The organism is Paraburkholderia sp. Cpub6 (assembly GCF_014201065.1).
GTDB lineage: Bacteria > Pseudomonadota > Gammaproteobacteria > Burkholderiales > Burkholderiaceae > Paraburkholderia > Paraburkholderia tuberum.
Genome location: NZ_JACHDM010000002.1, coordinates 118,050 through 134,715 on the forward strand (window position 1 = coordinate 118,050; position 16,666 = coordinate 134,715).

Annotated in this window: 17 protein-coding genes and 1 other RNA gene; 15 read left to right on the forward strand and 3 right to left on the reverse strand. The window is 62.8% G+C overall.

Annotation, left to right across the window (positions count from 1 at the left end):
- From eda to HDG33_RS05305, 3 genes are all read left to right on the forward strand, one after another.
- Positions 1–642: a bifunctional 4-hydroxy-2-oxoglutarate aldolase/2-dehydro-3-deoxy-phosphogluconate aldolase gene (eda, locus tag HDG33_RS05295; protein WP_184022929.1), complete on the forward strand. Its 642-nt coding sequence runs from the start codon at positions 1–3 to the stop codon at positions 640–642.
- Positions 643–898: 256 nt separating this feature from the next.
- The gene (locus tag HDG33_RS05300) at positions 899–2,302 is read left to right on the forward strand and encodes a gluconate:H+ symporter (RefSeq protein ID WP_184022930.1); all 1,404 of its coding nucleotides are present in this window, start codon (positions 899–901) and stop codon (positions 2,300–2,302) included.
- Positions 2,303–2,312: 10 nt separating this feature from the next.
- Positions 2,313–2,807: a gluconokinase gene (locus HDG33_RS05305; RefSeq protein WP_090801834.1), complete on the forward strand. Its 495-nt coding sequence runs from the start codon at positions 2,313–2,315 to the stop codon at positions 2,805–2,807.
- A gap of 98 nt (positions 2,808–2,905) precedes the next feature.
- Here HDG33_RS05305 and purB read toward each other — a convergent pair whose 3' ends face one another.
- Complete coding sequence (purB, locus tag HDG33_RS05310; protein WP_184022931.1) at positions 2,906–4,294, reverse strand: adenylosuccinate lyase; 1,389 nt, start codon at positions 4,292–4,294, stop codon at positions 2,906–2,908.
- Between the two features lie 164 nt (positions 4,295–4,458).
- Here purB and HDG33_RS05315 point away from each other — a divergent pair, with 164 nt between their 5' ends.
- The 6 genes from HDG33_RS05315 to HDG33_RS05340 all read left to right on the forward strand — a co-directional run bounded on the left by HDG33_RS05315 (position 4,459) and on the right by HDG33_RS05340 (position 10,308).
- Positions 4,459–5,415, forward strand: a complete 957-nt coding sequence (locus HDG33_RS05315; protein WP_184022932.1) for a LysR family transcriptional regulator — start codon at positions 4,459–4,461, stop codon at positions 5,413–5,415.
- A gap of 161 nt (positions 5,416–5,576) precedes the next feature.
- A complete protein-coding gene (locus HDG33_RS05320) occupies positions 5,577–6,899 on the forward strand; it encodes a Glu/Leu/Phe/Val dehydrogenase (RefSeq protein WP_184022933.1) in 1,323 nt (440 codons plus the stop codon).
- A 284-nt stretch (positions 6,900–7,183) separates the two neighbouring features.
- Positions 7,184–8,077: a glutamate/aspartate ABC transporter substrate-binding protein gene (locus tag HDG33_RS05325; RefSeq protein WP_184022934.1), complete on the forward strand. Its 894-nt coding sequence runs from the start codon at positions 7,184–7,186 to the stop codon at positions 8,075–8,077.
- Between the two features lie 91 nt (positions 8,078–8,168).
- Positions 8,169–8,909, forward strand: a complete 741-nt coding sequence (locus tag HDG33_RS05330) for an amino acid ABC transporter permease (RefSeq protein ID WP_184022935.1) — start codon at positions 8,169–8,171, stop codon at positions 8,907–8,909.
- Positions 8,909–9,586 carry a glutamate/aspartate ABC transporter permease GltK gene (gltK, locus tag HDG33_RS05335; protein ID WP_184022936.1) on the forward strand — a complete coding sequence of 226 codons (678 nt, stop codon included), beginning with the start codon at positions 8,909–8,911 and terminating at the stop codon, positions 9,584–9,586. Before HDG33_RS05330 ends, gltK begins: the two co-directional genes overlap by 1 nt.
- Positions 9,583–10,308 (forward strand): amino acid ABC transporter ATP-binding protein, encoded by a 726-nt coding sequence (locus tag HDG33_RS05340; protein WP_090801826.1) that lies wholly within the window; start codon positions 9,583–9,585, stop codon positions 10,306–10,308. The genes gltK and HDG33_RS05340 overlap by 4 nt, the downstream gene beginning before the upstream one ends.
- A gap of 100 nt (positions 10,309–10,408) precedes the next feature.
- Here HDG33_RS05340 and HDG33_RS05345 read toward each other — a convergent pair whose 3' ends face one another.
- On the reverse strand, positions 10,409–11,368 hold the full coding sequence (locus HDG33_RS05345) for a class II glutamine amidotransferase (RefSeq protein WP_184022937.1): 960 nt from the start codon (positions 11,366–11,368) through the stop codon (positions 10,409–10,411).
- A gap of 163 nt (positions 11,369–11,531) precedes the next feature.
- On the opposite strand from HDG33_RS05345, the gene pyrC reads away from it, so the two are divergent.
- From pyrC to rnpB, 3 genes are all read left to right on the forward strand, one after another.
- On the forward strand, positions 11,532–12,593 hold the full coding sequence (gene pyrC, locus HDG33_RS05350; protein ID WP_184022938.1) for a dihydroorotase: 1,062 nt from the start codon (positions 11,532–11,534) through the stop codon (positions 12,591–12,593).
- An 11-nt stretch (positions 12,594–12,604) separates the two neighbouring features.
- Positions 12,605–13,534 carry a DUF3025 domain-containing protein gene (locus tag HDG33_RS05355; RefSeq protein ID WP_184022939.1) on the forward strand — a complete coding sequence of 310 codons (930 nt, stop codon included), beginning with the start codon at positions 12,605–12,607 and terminating at the stop codon, positions 13,532–13,534.
- Between the two features lie 35 nt (positions 13,535–13,569).
- Positions 13,570–13,983, forward strand: an RNA gene (gene rnpB / locus HDG33_RS05360) — RNase P RNA component class A.
- 87 nt (positions 13,984–14,070) lie between these two features.
- On the opposite strand, the gene HDG33_RS05365 is transcribed toward rnpB, so the two are convergent.
- Positions 14,071–14,493, reverse strand: coding sequence for an OsmC family protein (locus HDG33_RS05365; protein ID WP_026226035.1), 423 nt, complete (start codon positions 14,491–14,493; stop codon positions 14,071–14,073).
- A 635-nt stretch (positions 14,494–15,128) separates the two neighbouring features.
- On the opposite strand from HDG33_RS05365, the gene rplM reads away from it, so the two are divergent.
- The 3 genes from rplM (at position 15,129) to erpA (ending at position 16,562) form a co-directional block, all read left to right on the forward strand.
- Positions 15,129–15,557: a 50S ribosomal protein L13 gene (gene rplM / locus HDG33_RS05370; protein WP_013090508.1), complete on the forward strand. Its 429-nt coding sequence runs from the start codon at positions 15,129–15,131 to the stop codon at positions 15,555–15,557.
- A gap of 11 nt (positions 15,558–15,568) precedes the next feature.
- A complete protein-coding gene (gene rpsI / locus HDG33_RS05375) occupies positions 15,569–15,961 on the forward strand; it encodes a 30S ribosomal protein S9 (protein WP_011489810.1) in 393 nt (130 codons plus the stop codon).
- Positions 15,962–16,196: 235 nt separating this feature from the next.
- Positions 16,197–16,562, forward strand: coding sequence for an iron-sulfur cluster insertion protein ErpA (erpA, locus tag HDG33_RS05380; protein ID WP_027198818.1), 366 nt, complete (start codon positions 16,197–16,199; stop codon positions 16,560–16,562).
- Positions 16,563–16,666: the final 104 nt, after the last annotated feature.

The window sequence follows — 16,666 nt, forward strand, 5'->3', positions numbered from 1 at the left end:
ATGACGTCGAAAACAGTAAGCGATATCGTGCGCCTCGGCCCGGTGATTCCGGTGCTCGCGTTCGACACGGTCGAACAGGGCGAACACGTGTCGCGCGCGTTGCACGCGGGCGGCGTGAAGGTGCTCGAAATCACGCTGCGCACGCCGGCGGGCCTCGGCGCGATCGAGCGTGCGTGCGAACTCGCGGACGACATCGTGGTCGGTGTCGGCACGATCACGAAGCCCGAGCATTGCGCCCAGGCGAAGAAGGCGGGCGCGCAGTTCGGCGTGTCGCCGGGTCTGACCAAGGACATGCACAAGGCCGCGCAGGATGTGGGTCTGCCGCTGTTGCCCGGCGTGATGACGCCGTCGGACATCATCCTCGCGCTCGAGCTCGGCTACGAGATCGTCAAGTTCTTCCCCGCACAGCAGGCGGGCGGCGTGCCGATGCTGCAGGCGTTCCACGGCCCGTTCCCGGCGCTGAAGTTCTGCCCGACCGGCGGCATCACGCCGGAAAGCGCGCCGCACTTCCTGTCGCTGCCGAACGTGGTCTGTGTCGGCGGTTCGTGGCTCACGCCGAAGGCCGCGCTTGCCGCGCAGAACTGGGACGAGGTCACGCGCCTCGCGCGCGCCGCGAGCCAGCTGGCGGCACCCGCGCACTAAGCCCCACAACCCAATAGCGCATCGGTCGACTGAACCGGGCCCAGGAGTCTCGTCGATACAGCCGCATCAGGCTGTCGCGCCGAGACTCTTTTTTTGCTTGATATGCGTGCTGGATTTGCGCGCGCTTTCTGGAAACAAACAGTAGAATTCAGCGTCCGCGCGGCTAGCCGGGTTTTCAGGCATCGCGCAGGTTGCCGTGAGACGTAGTGCCGGCCGCATCCGCACTCTGAAATCAATAAACCAAAGGAGGGGCTTCATGGAATCTGCCCACGGCAGCTTGCTGCTGGTCTACGCATTGATCGCGATCGCGCTGCTGATCTTGATGATCACGCGCTTCAAGGTCTATCCGTTTCTCGTTCTGATCATCGTGTCGTTGCTGCTGGGCCTCGTGGCCGGCATGCCGATGCAGACCATCGTCAAATCGTTCGAAACGGGGAACGGCAACACGCTCGGGCACATTGCCATCGTCGTCGGTCTCGGTACGATGCTCGGCAAGATGATGGCCGAATCGGGCGGCGCCGAGCGCGTCGCGACCACGCTGATCAACTGGTTCGGTGAGAAACACATTCACTGGGCGATGATGGTGGTCGCGATCATCGTCGGCTTGCCGGTGTTCTTCGAAGTCGGCTTCGTGCTGCTGATTCCGATCGCGTTCAACGTCGCCAAGCGCACCAACAAATCGCTGCTGCTGGTCGGCCTGCCGATGGTCGCGGGTCTGTCCGTCGTGCACGGGCTGATTCCGCCGCACCCGGCCGCACTGCTCGCCGTGCAGGCGTATCACGCGGACATCGGCAAGACGATCGCCTACGGTCTGATCGTCGGCGTGCCGTGCGCGATCGTCGCCGGTCCGCTGTTCGCGTTGCTGGTGAGCCGTCATATCCAGTTGCCGAAGGAAAATCCGCTTGCCGCGCAATTTCTGGGCAGCGACGTGAAGGACGCCAACGGCGTGCAAAGTGGTAACGCCGCGAAGGCCGCTGCACCGAAGCGCGAACTGCCGGGCTTCGGCATCACGCTGGTCACGATCCTGTTGCCGGTGGTCCTGATGCTGGTCGGCAGCTGGGCCGACCTGGTCTTCGAGCCGAAGACGCTGCCGAACGATCTGCTGCGCTTTTTCGGCAACACCGACGTCGCGCTGCTGACGGCCGTGCTGGTCAGCTTCTGGACCTTCGGCGCGAGCCGCGGCTTTAACCGCGAGCAGATCCAGAAGTTCTGCGGAGAATGTCTGGCGCCGATCGCGGGTATTACACTGATCGTCGGTGCGGGCGGCGGTTTTGGCCGCGTACTGATGGATAGCGGCATTTCGAAGGAAATCACCAGCGTGGCGACCGCGATGCATCTGTCGCCGCTGCTGTTCGGCTGGCTCGTCGCGGCGATGATGCGTCTCGCGACCGGCTCGGCCACCGTCGCGATGACGACCGCCTGCGGCATCGTCGCGCCGATCGCGGCGGCGGGCGCGGTGCAGGTGAAGCCGGAACTGATGGTGCTCGCGACCGGCTCGGGCTCGCTGATCTTCTCGCACGTGAACGACGGCGGCTTCTGGCTGATCAAGGAATATTTCGGCATGACGGTGGTGCAGACCTTCAAGACGTGGTCGCTCCTCGAAACCATCATTTCGGTGATGGGGCTGGGCCTGACCTTCGCACTCGCGGCGGTCCTGTAAGGAGTTTCAAATGATTCTGATCGCAATGGGCGTGTCGGGCGCCGGCAAGACGAGGATTGGCGAAATGCTGGCCGAGCGCCTGCATTGCGCGTTCACCGACGGCGACGCGTTCCATAGCGCGGCGAACAAGGAGAAGATGCACCACGGCATTCCGCTCACCGACGAAGACCGCTGGCCGTGGCTGAAGACGATCCGCGCGGCGATCGAGGAAAAGCAGAAAGCGGGCGAGACGGCGGTGTTCACGTGTTCGTCGCTGAAGCGCTCATATCGCGACATTCTGCGTGCCGGCGACAAGGACGTGTGCTTCGTCTACCTGAAGGGTTCGCGCGAGGTGCTCGCGGAGCGTCTCGGGGATCGCACCGGGCATTTCTTCGATCCGTCGCTGCTGCAAAGCCAGCTCGATACGCTCGAGGAGCCCGGTGACGACGAAGCGATCACGGTCAGCATCGATCTGACGCCGGAACAGATCGTCGACGAGGTGCTCAGGCAGGTCGAAGCGCGCTGAGTCGTTGATTGCTTCGCGTTCCAGCTTCGAACGCGGGACGAAAAAAAGCCGCTCCTCGGAGCGGCTTTTTTATGCATTGAAGAAGCTGGGCCAGCAGATCAGCCGATCCGCTTCGCCAGTTCGACGGCCCGGCCGATGTACGAGCCGGGCGTCATCGCGAGCAGGCGGTCCTTCGCGTCCTGCGGAATCGCCAGGCCGCCAATGAAGCTCTGCAGCGCCTCGCGCGTGATGCCCTTGCCGCGCGTGAGCTCCTTCAGCTGCTCGTACGGATTCTCGATGCCGTAACGGCGCATCACGGTCTGCACCGGCTCGGCCAGCACTTCCCAGCAGTTGTCGAGGTCTTCGTCCAGACGTTGCGCGTTCACTTCGAGCTTGTCGAGGCCGCGGATCAGCGAGTCGTACGCGAGCAGCGAGTAGCCGAACGCGACGCCGATGTTGCGCAGCACCGTCGAGTCGGTCAGGTCGCGCTGCCAGCGCGACACCGGCAGCTTGTCGGCGAGGTGACGCAACGTCGCGTTCGCGAGGCCGAGGTTGCCTTCGGAGTTTTCGAAGTCGATTGGGTTGACCTTGTGCGGCATCGTCGACGAACCGATTTCGCCGGCCTTCGTGCGCTGCTTGAAGTAGCCGACCGAGATGTAGCCCCACACGTCGCGGTCCAGATCCAGCAGGATCGTGTTCGCGCGCGAGATCGCGTCGAACAGCTCGGCCATGTAGTCGTGCGGCTCGATCTGGATCGTGTACGGATTGAACGCGAGCTTCAGACGGTTCTCGACGACGTCCTTCGAGAATGCTTCCCAGTCGAACTCCGGATACGCGGACAGGTGCGCGTTGAAGTTGCCGACCGCGCCGTTCATCTTGCCGAGCAGTTCGACCTTCGCGACCCGCTCGATCGCACGCGCGAGCCGCGCGGCGACGTTGGCGATTTCCTTGCCGAGCGTGGTCGGGCTGGCCGGCTGGCCGTGCGTGCGCGACAGCATCGGCTGGGCGGCGTGCGCGTGCGCGAGCGCAACGAGGCGTTGATGCACCGAGCGCAGCGCCGGCAGGATCACGTGTTCGCGCGCGCCGGCGAGCATCAGGCCGTGCGACGTGTTGTTGATGTCTTCCGACGTGCACGCGAAGTGGATGAACTCGCTCGCGCGCTCCAGTTCTTCATGGCCCTTCACCGATTCCTTCAACCAGTATTCGACGGCCTTCACGTCGTGGTTCGTCACGCGCTCGATTTCCTTGATGCGCGCGGCGTCGTGCGCGGTGAAGCGCTCGGCCAGTTGCAGCAGGAATTGCTCGGACGCCTCGGAGAAGCGCGGCACTTCGGCGAAGCCGGCGCGCGACAGCGCGATCAGCCAGTGGATTTCGACCGTCACGCGATTGCGCATGAAGGCGGCTTCCGAGAGCCAGTCGCGCAGGGCTTCGGTTTTGGCGGCGTAGCGGCCGTCGAGCGGGGAAAGCGCGTTCAGCGCGAACAGGGTGTCGGGGCGGGTGTCGGACATGATGAGGACCGGGTTGAAGCGGTTGAGCGCTCAGCGAGCGGGTCGGGAACGGAGGGAACCGTGGATTTTACCACTGTGACGCGATCGGCCCGCCCGGATGCGTCGGTCGCAATCCGCGCCGCTAGAATGCAGACTTCTTCCCTCTCGACGGCAAGCGCAATCGCATGGAACTGAAATGGCTCGAAGACTTCATTTCGCTCGCGGAAACGCGTAGCTTCAGCCGCTCGGCCGAGTTGCGCCACGTCACGCAGCCGGCTTTCTCGCGCCGCATCCAGGCGCTCGAGGCGTGGCTCGGCACGGAACTGATCGACCGTTCTGTTTATCCGACGCGGCTCACGGCGGCCGGCCAGGTGTTCAACGAGCAGGCGCTCGCGATGCTGTCGCAATTCCACGAGGCGCGCGCGCTGCTGCGCGGCCACACGGCGACGCCCCAGGCGACGATCGAATTCGCGGTCCCCCACACGCTGTCGCTCACTTACTTTCCGCGCTGGCTGCAGCGCATCGAGGCGCAGATGGGCCCGATCCACACGCGGCTGCGCGCGCTGAACGTGCACGACGCGGCGCTCTCGCTGGTGGAAGGCGGCTGCGATCTGATGATGGGCTACCACCATCCGAGCCATCCGGTCGCGCTCGATCCGGCGCGCTACGACATGCTGACGCTCGGCCACGAGCCGATCAGCCCGTTCTCGGCGCCGGCCCGCGCGGGCCGGCCGCGTCACACGCTGCCAGGCTCGGCCGAGGCGCCCGCGCCGTATCTGTCGTACACGCCGAACGCGTACCTCGGGCGCATGACCGAGGTGATTCTCGCGAACGCGCCGGAGCGCCTGTACCTCGACCGGCTCTACGAAACCGACATGGCCGAGGGGCTCAAGGCGATGGCGCTCGCTGGTCACGGCATCGCGTTTCTGCCGCATAGCGCGGTCGAAGATGCGGTGGCCGAAGGCCGGCTGATCCGCCTCGATCGCGCGACGCGCGGCACGCCCGAAGGGCAGCTGACGCTCAGCATGGAGATTCGCCTGTATCGCGACAAGCTCGCCGCGAAAAGCGACGACGCGCGCCAGATTCTCGTGCGCCAGTTGTGGGACGTGGTGTCGGAGGAACTCCGGCAGAGCGCCGCCTGAGCCGCGGCATAAAACTCAAACTCGAACTGCGTCGCGACGACGCGAATTTGCGGCTTTGCGAACGTTATGCAAGAAAAACATAACGGGATAAGGAAACGGCATTGGATTTCGATACGGCGTTTTTCCACAATGCCCGTACTCGATCAAACGCCGGAGCGTTCATGTCATCCCAGCAACAAGCCGCAGAATCGGTACAAGCCGCCTCAACGTTGCAAGCCGTTCCCTCCTACCTCAATAAGGAAGACCTCGGCCCTTGGGGCAACTATCTGCGCCAGGTCGACCGCGTCGCGCCGTATCTCGGTTCGCTGTCCCGCTGGCTCGAAACCCTGAAACGCCCGAAGCGCATTCTCGTCGTCGACGTGCCCATCGAACTCGACAACGGCACGGTCGCGCACTTCGAGGGTTATCGCGTGCAACACAACGTGTCGCGCGGTCCGGGCAAGGGCGGCGTGCGTTATCACCAGGACGTTACGCTATCCGAAGTGATGGCGCTGTCCGCGTGGATGTCGGTGAAGAATGCGGCGGTGAACGTGCCGTACGGCGGCGCGAAGGGCGGCATCCGCGTCGATCCGCGCACGCTGTCGCGTGGCGAGCTCGAGCGCGTGACGCGCCGCTACACGAGCGAGATCGGCATCATCATCGGACCGAATACCGACATCCCCGCGCCGGACGTGAACACGAACGAGCAGATCATGGCGTGGATGATGGACACGTACTCGATGAATCAGGGCCAGACGGCCACCGGCGTCGTGACGGGCAAGCCGATCACGCTCGGCGGCTCGCTCGGCCGTCGCGAGGCGACCGGCCGCGGCGTGTTCGTGGTGGGCTGCGAAGCGGCTCGCCGCATCGGCTTCGACATCGAAGGCGCGCGTATCGCGGTGCAGGGCTTCGGCAACGTCGGCGGCATCGCCGCGCGTCTGTTCCAGGAGGCGGGCGCGAAGGTCGTCGCGGTGCAGGACCACACCGGCTCGGTGTACAAGTCCACCGGCATCGACGCGGTCGCGCTGCTCGACTACGTCGCGAAGACGGGCGGCGTCGGCGGTTTCCCCGAAGCGGACGCGATCACCGGTGATGAGTTCTGGACCGTCGAGTCGGACATCCTGATTCCGGCGGCGCTGGAAAATCAGATCACCGAAAAAAACGCAGGCAAGATCAAGACCAGGATCATCGTCGAGGGCGCGAACGGCCCGACCACTACGGCGGCGGACGACATCCTGCACGATCGCGGCATCCTCGTGATTCCGGACGTGGTCGCAAATGCCGGCGGTGTGACAGTGTCATATTTCGAATGGGTCCAGGACTTCTCGAGCTTCTTCTGGACCGAGGACGAGATCAACGAGCGCCTCGAGCGCGTGATGCGCGAAGCGTTCGCGGCGGTGTGGCAGGTGTCGAGCGAGCAGAACGTGTCGGTGCGCACGGCTGCGTTCATCGTCGCGTGTAAGCGGATTTTGCAGGCGCGCGAGATGCGCGGCTTGTATCCCTGATGGACCGTGTCCTATCTTGTTTGAAACGGCGGTGACGCGGCGCGGTATCCGGGCCGGGAGGCGCACACCGTCGAAACTTCGTGCATCAACGCGGTCCACAAGACGGCGTGTTTGACCGGCGGGCGGCATCCTATCGATGCCGCCCGCCTTCTCATATCCGCGAAACGGCCGTGCCACGGCGCCGCGGGCCCATCGCGGCGTGCGCGCAACAGAATGGTTAATAGCGATACTTTCAGAAAAATTACTTTGTTACACTGGCGCCGGTTCTTGCCAAGGAGATCAAGATGAAGATTAAAAAAGCTGCGCTGCTGCTCGCGACTCTCGGACTGTTTACGGTTGGCGCGCATGCGCAAGACTCGGGCACGCTGAAAAAGATCAAGGATACGGGCGTCATTTCGCTGGGCCATCGCGAATCGTCGATCCCGTTCTCCTATTACGACGAAAAGCAGAACGTGATCGGCTACTCGCAGGATTACGCGATGAAGATCGTCGAGGCCGTCAAGCAGAAGCTGAACATGCCGAACCTGAAGGTGAAGCTCGTGCCGGTCACGTCGCAGAACCGCATTCCGCTCGTGCAGAACGGCACGGTCGACATCGAGTGCGGCTCCACCACGAATAACCTCGAGCGTCAGCAGCAGGCCGCCTTCACGAACACGATCTTCGTGATCGGCACGCGCCTGATGACCAAGAAAGATTCCGGCATCAAGGACTTCCCGGACCTGAAGGGCAAGACGGTCGTCACGACCGCCGGCACCACGTCCGAGCGCCTGCTTCGCAAGATGAACCAGGAGAAGAACATGGGCATGAACATCATCAGCGCGAAGGATCACGGCGAATCGTTCCTGACGCTGTCGACGGGCCGTGCCGCCGCGTTCATGATGGACGACGCGCTGCTCGCCGGCGAGCGCGCGAAGTCGAGCAACCCGGGCGATTTCGTGATTGTCGGCACGCCGCAATCGCGGGAGGCGTACGGCTGCATGCTGCGCAAGAACGACCCCGACTTCAAGAAGGTCGCCGACGACGCCATCGCGAAGGTGCAAACGTCGGGCGAAGGCGAACAGATCTACAAGCGCTGGTTCGAATCGCCGATCCCGCCGAAGGGCCTGAACCTGAACTTCCCGATGAGCGACGATATGCGTGCGCTGTTCAAGAACCCGAACGACAAGGCAATCGACTAAACCCTAGCTGCTTTTTCGACACTTTCGAAACGCTGAACGGAACGGAAGGGGCCACGCGCTTCTTCCGTTTCTTTTTGCCGGAGTCTTGGTCATGTCATATCACTGGAACTGGGGCATTCTGCTGAGTCCCGTCTCCACGGGCGAGCCGACCACCTATCTGGGCTGGCTGTTCTCGGGGCTGCGGGTGACGGTCACCGTGTCGCTGTCGGCATGGGTGATCGCGCTGATCGTCGGCTCGCTCTTCGGTGTGCTGCGCACGGTGCCCAACAAATGGGCGTCGGGCGTCGGCACCGTCTACGTCGCGATTTTCCGTAACATTCCGCTGATCGTGCAGTTCTTCATCTGGTATCTGGTGATACCGGAGCTGCTGCCCGTGTCGATCGGCAACTGGTTCAAGCAATTGCCGCCGGGCGCGCAGTTCTTCTCATCGTCGATCGTGTGTCTGGGCCTCTTCACCGCCGCGCGCGTGTGCGAGCAGGTGCGCTCGGGCATCAACGCGTTGCCGCGCGGCCAGCGCGCGGCCGGTCTGGCGGTAGGCTTCACGCAGTGGCAGACGTATCGCTACGTGCTGCTGCCGGTCGCGTACCGCATCATCGTGCCGCCGCTCACCTCCGAGTTTCTGAACATCTTCAAGAACTCCGCCGTTGCCTCGACGATCGGTCTGCTCGATCTGTCCGCGCAGGCGCGCCAGCTCGTCGACTACACGTCGCAAACTTACGAGTCGTTCATCGCGGTCACGCTCGCATACATGCTGATCAATCTGATCGTGATGCAACTGATGCGCTGGGTCGAAGTGAAGGCCCGGCTGCCCGGCTATATCGGAGGAAAGTGATGCATCATTTCGACTGGAGCGGTATTCCGGGCGCGCTGCCTACGCTATGGACCGGCGCGATCATCACGTTCAAGATCACGTTGATCGCGATCGTATTCGGCATCATCTGGGGCACCATTCTCGCGATGTTTCGACTGTCGCCGATCAAGCCGCTCGGATGGTTCGCGCAGGGTTACGTGACGCTCTTCCGTTCGATCCCGCTCGTGATGGTGCTGCTGTGGTTCTTCCTGATCGTGCCGCAGGTGCTGCAAAGCGTGCTCGGTCTGTCGGCCGACATCGACATCCGGCTCGCCTCGGCGATGGTCGCGTTCTCGCTGTTCGAGGCCGCGTATTATTCGGAGATCATCCGCGCCGGCATTCAGGCGGTGCCGCGTGGTCAGGTCAACGCGTCGTTCGCGCTCGGCATGACCTATGGGCAGGCGATGCGCCTGATCGTGCTGCCGCAGGCGTTCCGCGCGATGGTGCCGCTGCTGCTCACGCAGGGTATCGTACTGTTTCAGGATACGTCGCTCGTCTACGTGATCAGCCTCGCCGACTTCTTCCGCACGGCTACGAATATTGGCGATCGTGACGGCACGAACGTCGAGATGGTACTGTTCGCGGGCGCGTGTTATTTCGTGATCTGCGTGATCGCGTCGAGCCTCGTCAAAGGTCTTCAGAAAAAGGTCGCAAGATGATCTCTATCAAGAATGTTTCGAAGTGGTACGGCCATTTCCAGGTGCTGACCGACTGCACGACGGAAGTCAAAAAGGGCGAAGTGGTCGTGGTGTGCGGGCCGTCCGGTTCGGGCAAGTCCACGCTGATCAAGACCGTCAACGGACTCGAGCCGTTCCAGAAGGGCGAGATCGTCATCAACGGTCAGTCGCTGACCGACAAGAAAACCAATCTGTCGAAGCTGCGCTCGAAGGTCGGCATGGTATTCCAGCACTTCGAACTGTTTCCGCATCTGTCGATCGTGCAGAACCTGACGCTCGCGCAGGTCAAGGTGCTCGGCCGCTCGAACGACGAGGCGACCGCGAAGGCCCTGAAGCTGCTCGATCGCGTCGGTCTGCGCGCACATGCGGACAAGTATCCGGGGCAGCTGTCCGGTGGTCAGCAGCAGCGCGTGGCGATTGCGCGTGCGCTCTCCATGGACCCGATCGCGATGCTGTTCGACGAGCCGACCTCGGCGCTCGATCCGGAGATGATCAACGAAGTGCTCGACGTGATGGTCGAACTCGCGCAGGAAGGCATGACCATGATGTGCGTGACGCACGAAATGGGCTTCGCGAAGAAGGTCGCGCATCGCGTGATTTTCATGGACAAGGGTTTGATCGTCGAAGACGACCGCAAGGAAGACTTCTTCGCGAATCCGAAGTCGGATCGCGCGAAGGATTTTCTCGCGAAGATTCTGCACTGAGGGTTGGCGCGCAGGCCTCGTTTCGGGGCTCGCGCGGGACGAAAAAAAGCCGCTCCGTGGAGCGGCTTTTTGTTTCGCACGCGTAGGGTGACGCGGCGGCTTACGACTCGAACGCTGCCGTGTCATCGGCGGCTTCGAGATCGGTTTCGCTGTCGGCTGAAAGCGTGGTTGCGCTCGTGCCCACCGCGTGCGCGCCGTTCGACGCCGCGATCGTCGTGGCCGACGCCGATGCGTCGAGCGCCGGATTGCGCAGCTTTTCGAGCACCGACTCCGGCACCGGAATATTGGCGCGGCCGATCACGTCGCCATGCTGGAACATCAGCAGATCGCCGGGCTTGAACGCGGTCCACACTTCGTTGTCGGTCAGCGGCTTGGTCGCGATGACTGCGACGCGGTCTTCGGGTGTCGTGTATTTGGCGAAATCGATCGACACGTCCGCGTCGACCAGATGCGCGGTCGAAAACGGCCAGCGACGCACGACGTAATGCAGATGCGTCGAGCAATGCGCGAACAGGGCCTGGCCGTTAGACATCAGGAAATTGAACACGCCGTACTGCGTGATTTCACGCGTGAGCGTCTCGAGCGCGGCGAACAGCTCGTGAAGCGGCGGCTGCTGCGCGCCCGGAAAAGCCTTACGCAAACCTTCCAGCAGCGCGCAGAACGAGAGTTCGCTGTCGGTCGTGCCGACCGGCTGATACACGCCGTTCAGTTCCGGCGCGTAAGCCTGCAGGTCGCCGTTATGCGCGAAGATCCAGTGACGCCCCCACAGTTCGCGCATGAACGGGTGGCAGTTTTCGAGCAGGATGTGCCCTTGCGTCGCCTTGCGGATGTGCGCGATCGTGTTTTTCGATTTGATCGGATAGCGCTTGACCATCTCGGCGATCGGCGACGTGGCCGACGATTGATGATCGATGAACAAGCGGCACGCCTTGTCTTCAAAGAAAGCGATGCCCCAGCCGTCGGCGTGGTGATCGGTGACGCCGCCACGCGCCGCAAAGCCGGTAAAGGAAAACGTGACGTCCGTCGGCGCGGCGCAGTTCATTCCGAGAAGTTGGCACATGTTGCAGGTGAGCCTGTGAACGGAGTGAGCCGTTACAATGATGATCTTCCAAGCATATCACCGAGCCGAACCCGCCAAATAGCGAAATTGACATGTGTTTGGGCCGCTACAACGCGGTTTGACCGGTCGATCAGCGAGGCGCGCGAAGTCTCGTATTCCTGCCATGACTGCTTCCAACGTTTCCCCCGATTCCGTCACACTGGTCCGCCCGGACGACTGGCATCTGCACGTGCGCGACGGCGCGATGCTCGCGGCCGTGCTGCCTGACACCGCGCGCCAGTTCGGTCGCGCGATCATCATGCCGAACCTGAAGCCGCCGGTCACGACGACCGCGATGGCGAAGGCATATCGCGAGCGCATCATCGCCGCGATTCCCGAGGGCGCGAAATTCGAGCCGCTGATGACGCTGTACCTGACCGACAACACGCCGCCCGACGAGATCCGCCGCGCGCGCGAGAGCGGCTTCGTGCACGGCGTGAAGCTGTACCCGGCGGGCGCGACGACGAACTCCGACGCGGGCGTCACCGATCTGATGAAGTGCGCGAAGACGCTGGAAGTGATGCAGGAAGTCGGCATGCCGCTGCTCGTGCATGGCGAGGTGACCGATTCGGACATCGATCTGTTCGATCGCGAAAAGGTCTTCATCGATCGCGTGATGATGCCGCTGCGCCGCGCATTTCCGGCGCTGAAGGTCGTGTTCGAGCACATCACGACGAAGGACGCGGCCGACTACGTCCGCGAAGCGGGCGTCGCGCCGGAACTGCTTGGCGCTACGATCACCGCGCACCATCTGCTGTACAACCGCAACGCGATTTTCCAAAGCGGCATCCGTCCGCATTACTACTGCCTGCCGGTGCTCAAACGCGAGACGCATCGCGTCGCGCTGGTCGAGGCGGCGACCTCGGGCGATCCGCGCTTCTTCCTCGGCACCGACAGCGCGCCGCATCCGAAGGGGCTGAAGGAACACGCGTGCGGTTGCGCGGGCTGCTACACCGCGCTGCACGCGCTCGAGCTCTATACCGAAGCATTCGACAAGGCCGGCGCGCTCGACAAGCTCGAAGGCTTCGCGAGCTTCCATGGTCCGGACTTCTACCGTCTGCCGCGCAATACGGAGAAGGTCACGCTGCGTCGCGAGGAATGGACGCTGCCGGCCGAGCTGCCGGCCGGCGATACGCCGGTCGTGCCGCTGCGAGGCGGGGAGTCGATTGGCTGGCGTCTCGTTTGAGGCTGCGGTAGATGCAGGAGCGTGAGGCGGGGCAGCGCGCTGCCAATATTGATAAGGCGGCGAAAGCGGGCTCCGCGGTAGACCATGAAGCCGCGGCGGCCAAAGCTGCGCGCGGCATGGCACCCGAGCCTCAGCCACCGTGCTTCGCCGCAATCGACTGGTCGAAGCCGTGGTTCGCGCAATTCGCCACACGCGGTCAGCGTTGGCAGCAAGCCGCGCTGAGCGGCTACGTGGACCTTCTCGCCGCGATGAACGCCGACGCCGCCCAGATGCAACAGACCACCGGCCGCGGCCAGCCTCTTGCGTTCATCGCGCAGGACGACCTGCCACCGGGTGCCGCGTACGAGGGGCATATAGCGTCGACCGGTTGCGTGCCGACGCGCCACAATCTGCACGACTTCTTCAACGGTTCGATGTGGTTCGCGTTTCCGCGCATCAAGGCGGCGCTGAACGCGCGCCAGTCGGCGGAGCTCGACGTGCTCGGCGTCGGCCCGACGCGTGGCGGTGCGCGCGACATGCTGACCCTCTTCGACGAAAACGCGCTGCTGTTCGCTTGCGCTGATTCTTCGCTGAGCGCCGCGCTACGCGGCTTCGAGTGGCAGACGCTGTTTGTCGCGTGGCGCGATGCGTGGGGGCGGCGCTGCGAAGTGCGGTGCTTCGGCCATGCGCTGCTCGAAAAGCTGATCGCGCCGTTCAAGGGCTGCACCGGCCATGCATGGATCGTCGACGTTCCGGCAGAGTATTTCGAATGGGACACCCCGACGCGCGACGCATGGCTCGATGAAGCCGTCAGCGCGGCGCTGCTCGGCCCCGGCGCTTTGACGAGCCGCATGTTCGCGCCGCTGCCGGTGCTCGGCATTCCGGGCTGGTGGCCCGAGAACGAATCGCCGGCGTTCTACGACGACACGTCCGTGTTCCGCACGGGGCGGCGCAAGCGCTAGGCGCTTCCAAATTCGGTGTTAAAATTCGCGCCAGCAAAGCAGGCCAGGCAGTCGCGGCCTCGACGGCTTCGGCCAACGAGGGCGAGGAAAGTCCGGACTCCACAGGGCAGGGTGATGGCTAACGGCCATCCGTGGCGACACGCGGAACAGGGCAACAGAAAGCAAACCGCCGATGGCCCGGCGCAAGCCGGGATCAGGTAAGGGTGAAACGGTGCGGTAAGAGCGCACCGCGGCTGTCGCAAGGCAGACCGGCACGGTAACCTCCACCCGGAGCAATTCCAAGTAGGCAGGCGCGCATCTTCGCGATGCAGGACGGGGCCCCCGTCTCGTCTGCGGGTAGGAAGCTTGAGCGCGTCAGTAATGGCGCGCCTAGAGGAATGGCTGCCACGCGGGTCGAGTCTTCGGGCGCGGCGCGTGCACAGAATCCGGCTTATCGGCCTGCTTTGCCGCTGAATAAGGAAAGCCGGCGTCCGTTGGGACGCCGGCTTTTTCATTTGGGGCGGGGTGGCGGCCGTGGCCGCCCATCGCTTTCGCGCTCAGAGCGCGACGATGTCGAACGAATGCGTGAGCTCGGCGGTCTTCGCGATCATGATCGACGCCGAGCAGTATTTGTCGTGCGAGAGGTTGATCGCACGCTCGACGGTCGCCGGGTTCAGATTCTTGCCCGTCACCGTGAAGTGGAAGTGGATCTTCGTGAACACCTTCGGATCTTCGCTCGCGCGCTCGGCCTTCAGCGTCACCGAGCAGCCGGCGATCTCCTGGCGGCTCTTCTTCAGGATCATCACGACGTCGTAGGCGGTGCAGCCGCCGGTGCCGAGCAGCACCATTTCCATCGGGCGCGGCGCGAGGTTGCGTCCGCCACCCTCGGGTGCGCCGTCCATCGCGACCAGATGACCGCTGCCCGTCTCGGCCGCGAACGCCATCCCGTCTTGTCCCATCCAGCTTACTTTGCATTCCATGCTGTCACTCCCACCGCGCATCGCTTTGTCGAGACGGCATTGTAGCCCGGTGTCTGACGATTGGCGCACGCTGAGCGCATCCCGCGTCCATGCACGGCGATTGCTTTCTTGTTGCGGTGCGGAATGGACGGGCGGTTCCAGAATTCCTCGGGCAGTTTAGGGTCCTACTCTAGGGCATGCCTGATGCGATTCGCATTCTTTGGCCTTTAGTGCTTGATCCAAAAGGAGTTTCGTCAAATGTCCTCCCTGCATCGAATCTGTCACATTATGAAAACTAATTTCACAATGCAAATCTTCTTGCGTTGCACAAGGGTGACTCTTATAATTTACTCCATCGTTGCAGCAGTTCTGCAACCTCCGCTGTCTCCTCCACCTCCTCCTTTGGTGGATTAAACCCGAACCGCTCGTTTGGGTTTTTTTTCGGCCCCGTTGTCAGGCGTTTCGCCCCGTTTCCTGGCCGCTTGCGGCGAGCGCATCGCACGTTTTGACTTGCCAGCACAAATTCCTTTATAATTCAGGGCTTTTCCGCATCCGCGCCCGCGGAAGAAGAACCAGGGAGAGCCTGCACGCGCCTCGATGCGCACACTACAAGCAGGAAAGAACACATTGGGCGCAGCAATTTTTTTGGATCGATCATGAAGACGTTTTCCGCAAAAGCCCATGAGGTGACGCGCGAATGGTACGTGATTGACGCGACGGATAAGGTTCTCGGGCGTGTCGCCAGCGAAGTGGCACACCGTCTTCGCGGCAAGCACAAGCCTGAATTCACTCCCCACGTCGACACCGGTGATTTCATCATCGTCATCAACGCCGGCAAGCTGAAGGTCACGGGCAACAAGGTTACGGACAAGAAGTACTACCGTCACTCGGGCTACCCGGGCGGTATCTATGAAACGACGTTCGGCAAGATGCAGGAACGCTTCCCGGGCCGTGCGCTCGAGAAAGCGGTCAAGGGCATGCTGCCGAAGGGTCCGCTCGGCTACGCGATGATCAAGAAGCTGAAGGTCTACGCTGACGCAACGCATCCGCATTCGGCACAACAGCCGAAGGCGCTCGAGATCTAAGGGGAGCCCACATGATCGGTAACTGGAATTACGGCACGGGCCGCCGCAAGAGCGCCGTCGCTCGTGTGTTCATCAAGGCAGGCAAGGGCGACATCGTTGTGAACGGCAAGCCCATCGCCGACTACTTCTCGCGCGAAACGTCGCTGATGATCGTGCGTCAACCGCTGGAGCTCACGAACCACGGTGTCACGTTCGACATCAAGGTCAACGTGACCGGTGGCGGTGAAACGGGTCAGGCCGGTGCGGTTCGCCACGGCATCACCCGCGCGCTGATGGACTATGACGCAACGCTGAAGCCGGAACTGTCGAAGGCTGGCTTCGTCACGCGTGACGCTCGTGAAGTCGAACGTAAGAAGGTCGGCTTCCACAAGGCACGTCGCCGCAAGCAGTTCTCGAAGCGTTAATCGTTTCGGGCGTGAACCGGCCCTCGCGCCGGTTTGCAGCAAAAGCCGCCAACGCCACGCGCGAAGGCGGCTTTTTTTATGGTTCGCCGGCGTTCGCACCCCGGTCCCGTTCCCTCAAGTGCCAACGGATCGCCTCGCATCGACCTTGCAGCAAGAGCGCATTGATTTTGTGGACTTCAGCACGATATCCGGAACAGCCCTACAATATCGGCTAAAGCTTTTTGGAGAGTTCGAAATGAACGCAGTCACCGACACCCCCGTGACCGAGATGCCGGCCCCCTTCGTCTTCACCGACGCAGCGGCTGATAAGGTCAAGCAACTGATCGATGAGGAAGGCAACCCGGAGCTCAAGCTGCGCGTGTTCGTGCAGGGTGGCGGCTGCTCGGGCTTCCAATACGGCTTCACATTTGATGAAGCGATCAACGAAGACGACACCGTGATGAACAAGAGCGGCGTCCAGCTGCTGATCGACTCGATGAGCTACCAGTACCTGGTCGGCGCAGAGATCGACTACAAGGACGACATCAACGGCGCGCAGTTCGTCATCAAAAACCCGAACGCGAGCACGACCTGCGGTTGCGGTTCGTCGTTCTCGGTCTGAGCGGACAGGCTCTTCGTGCCACAGTGAAAACGGTGCCTCGGCGCCGTTTTTTTATTGTTTTCGCGCCGCAGAGGCAACCCGCGACGTCAAAAGGCGTGGGTTTG

What these genes read in the sequence shown, in the direction of transcription:
- eda (WP_184022929.1), top strand. Translation starts at nt 1, where the DNA reads ATGACGTCGAAAACAGTAAGCGATATCGTGCGCCTCGGCCCGGTGATT.
- HDG33_RS05300 (WP_184022930.1), top strand. Translation starts at nt 899, where the DNA reads ATGGAATCTGCCCACGGCAGCTTGCTGCTGGTCTACGCATTGATCGCG.
- HDG33_RS05305 (WP_090801834.1), top strand. Translation starts at nt 2,313, where the DNA reads ATGATTCTGATCGCAATGGGCGTGTCGGGCGCCGGCAAGACGAGGATT.
- purB (WP_184022931.1), bottom strand. Translation starts at nt 4,294, where the DNA reads ATGTCCGACACCCGCCCCGACACCCTGTTCGCGCTGAACGCGCTTTCC.
- HDG33_RS05315 (WP_184022932.1), top strand. Translation starts at nt 4,459, where the DNA reads ATGGAACTGAAATGGCTCGAAGACTTCATTTCGCTCGCGGAAACGCGT.
- HDG33_RS05320 (WP_184022933.1), top strand. Translation starts at nt 5,577, where the DNA reads ATGTCATCCCAGCAACAAGCCGCAGAATCGGTACAAGCCGCCTCAACG.
- HDG33_RS05325 (WP_184022934.1), top strand. Translation starts at nt 7,184, where the DNA reads ATGAAGATTAAAAAAGCTGCGCTGCTGCTCGCGACTCTCGGACTGTTT.
- HDG33_RS05330 (WP_184022935.1), top strand. Translation starts at nt 8,169, where the DNA reads ATGTCATATCACTGGAACTGGGGCATTCTGCTGAGTCCCGTCTCCACG.
- gltK (WP_184022936.1), top strand. Translation starts at nt 8,909, where the DNA reads ATGCATCATTTCGACTGGAGCGGTATTCCGGGCGCGCTGCCTACGCTA.
- HDG33_RS05340 (WP_090801826.1), top strand. Translation starts at nt 9,583, where the DNA reads ATGATCTCTATCAAGAATGTTTCGAAGTGGTACGGCCATTTCCAGGTG.
- HDG33_RS05345 (WP_184022937.1), bottom strand. Translation starts at nt 11,368, where the DNA reads ATGTGCCAACTTCTCGGAATGAACTGCGCCGCGCCGACGGACGTCACG.
- pyrC (WP_184022938.1), top strand. Translation starts at nt 11,532, where the DNA reads ATGACTGCTTCCAACGTTTCCCCCGATTCCGTCACACTGGTCCGCCCG.
- HDG33_RS05355 (WP_184022939.1), top strand. Translation starts at nt 12,605, where the DNA reads ATGCAGGAGCGTGAGGCGGGGCAGCGCGCTGCCAATATTGATAAGGCG.
- HDG33_RS05365 (WP_026226035.1), bottom strand. Translation starts at nt 14,493, where the DNA reads ATGGAATGCAAAGTAAGCTGGATGGGACAAGACGGGATGGCGTTCGCG.
- rplM (WP_013090508.1), top strand. Translation starts at nt 15,129, where the DNA reads ATGAAGACGTTTTCCGCAAAAGCCCATGAGGTGACGCGCGAATGGTAC.
- rpsI (WP_011489810.1), top strand. Translation starts at nt 15,569, where the DNA reads ATGATCGGTAACTGGAATTACGGCACGGGCCGCCGCAAGAGCGCCGTC.
- erpA (WP_027198818.1), top strand. Translation starts at nt 16,197, where the DNA reads ATGAACGCAGTCACCGACACCCCCGTGACCGAGATGCCGGCCCCCTTC.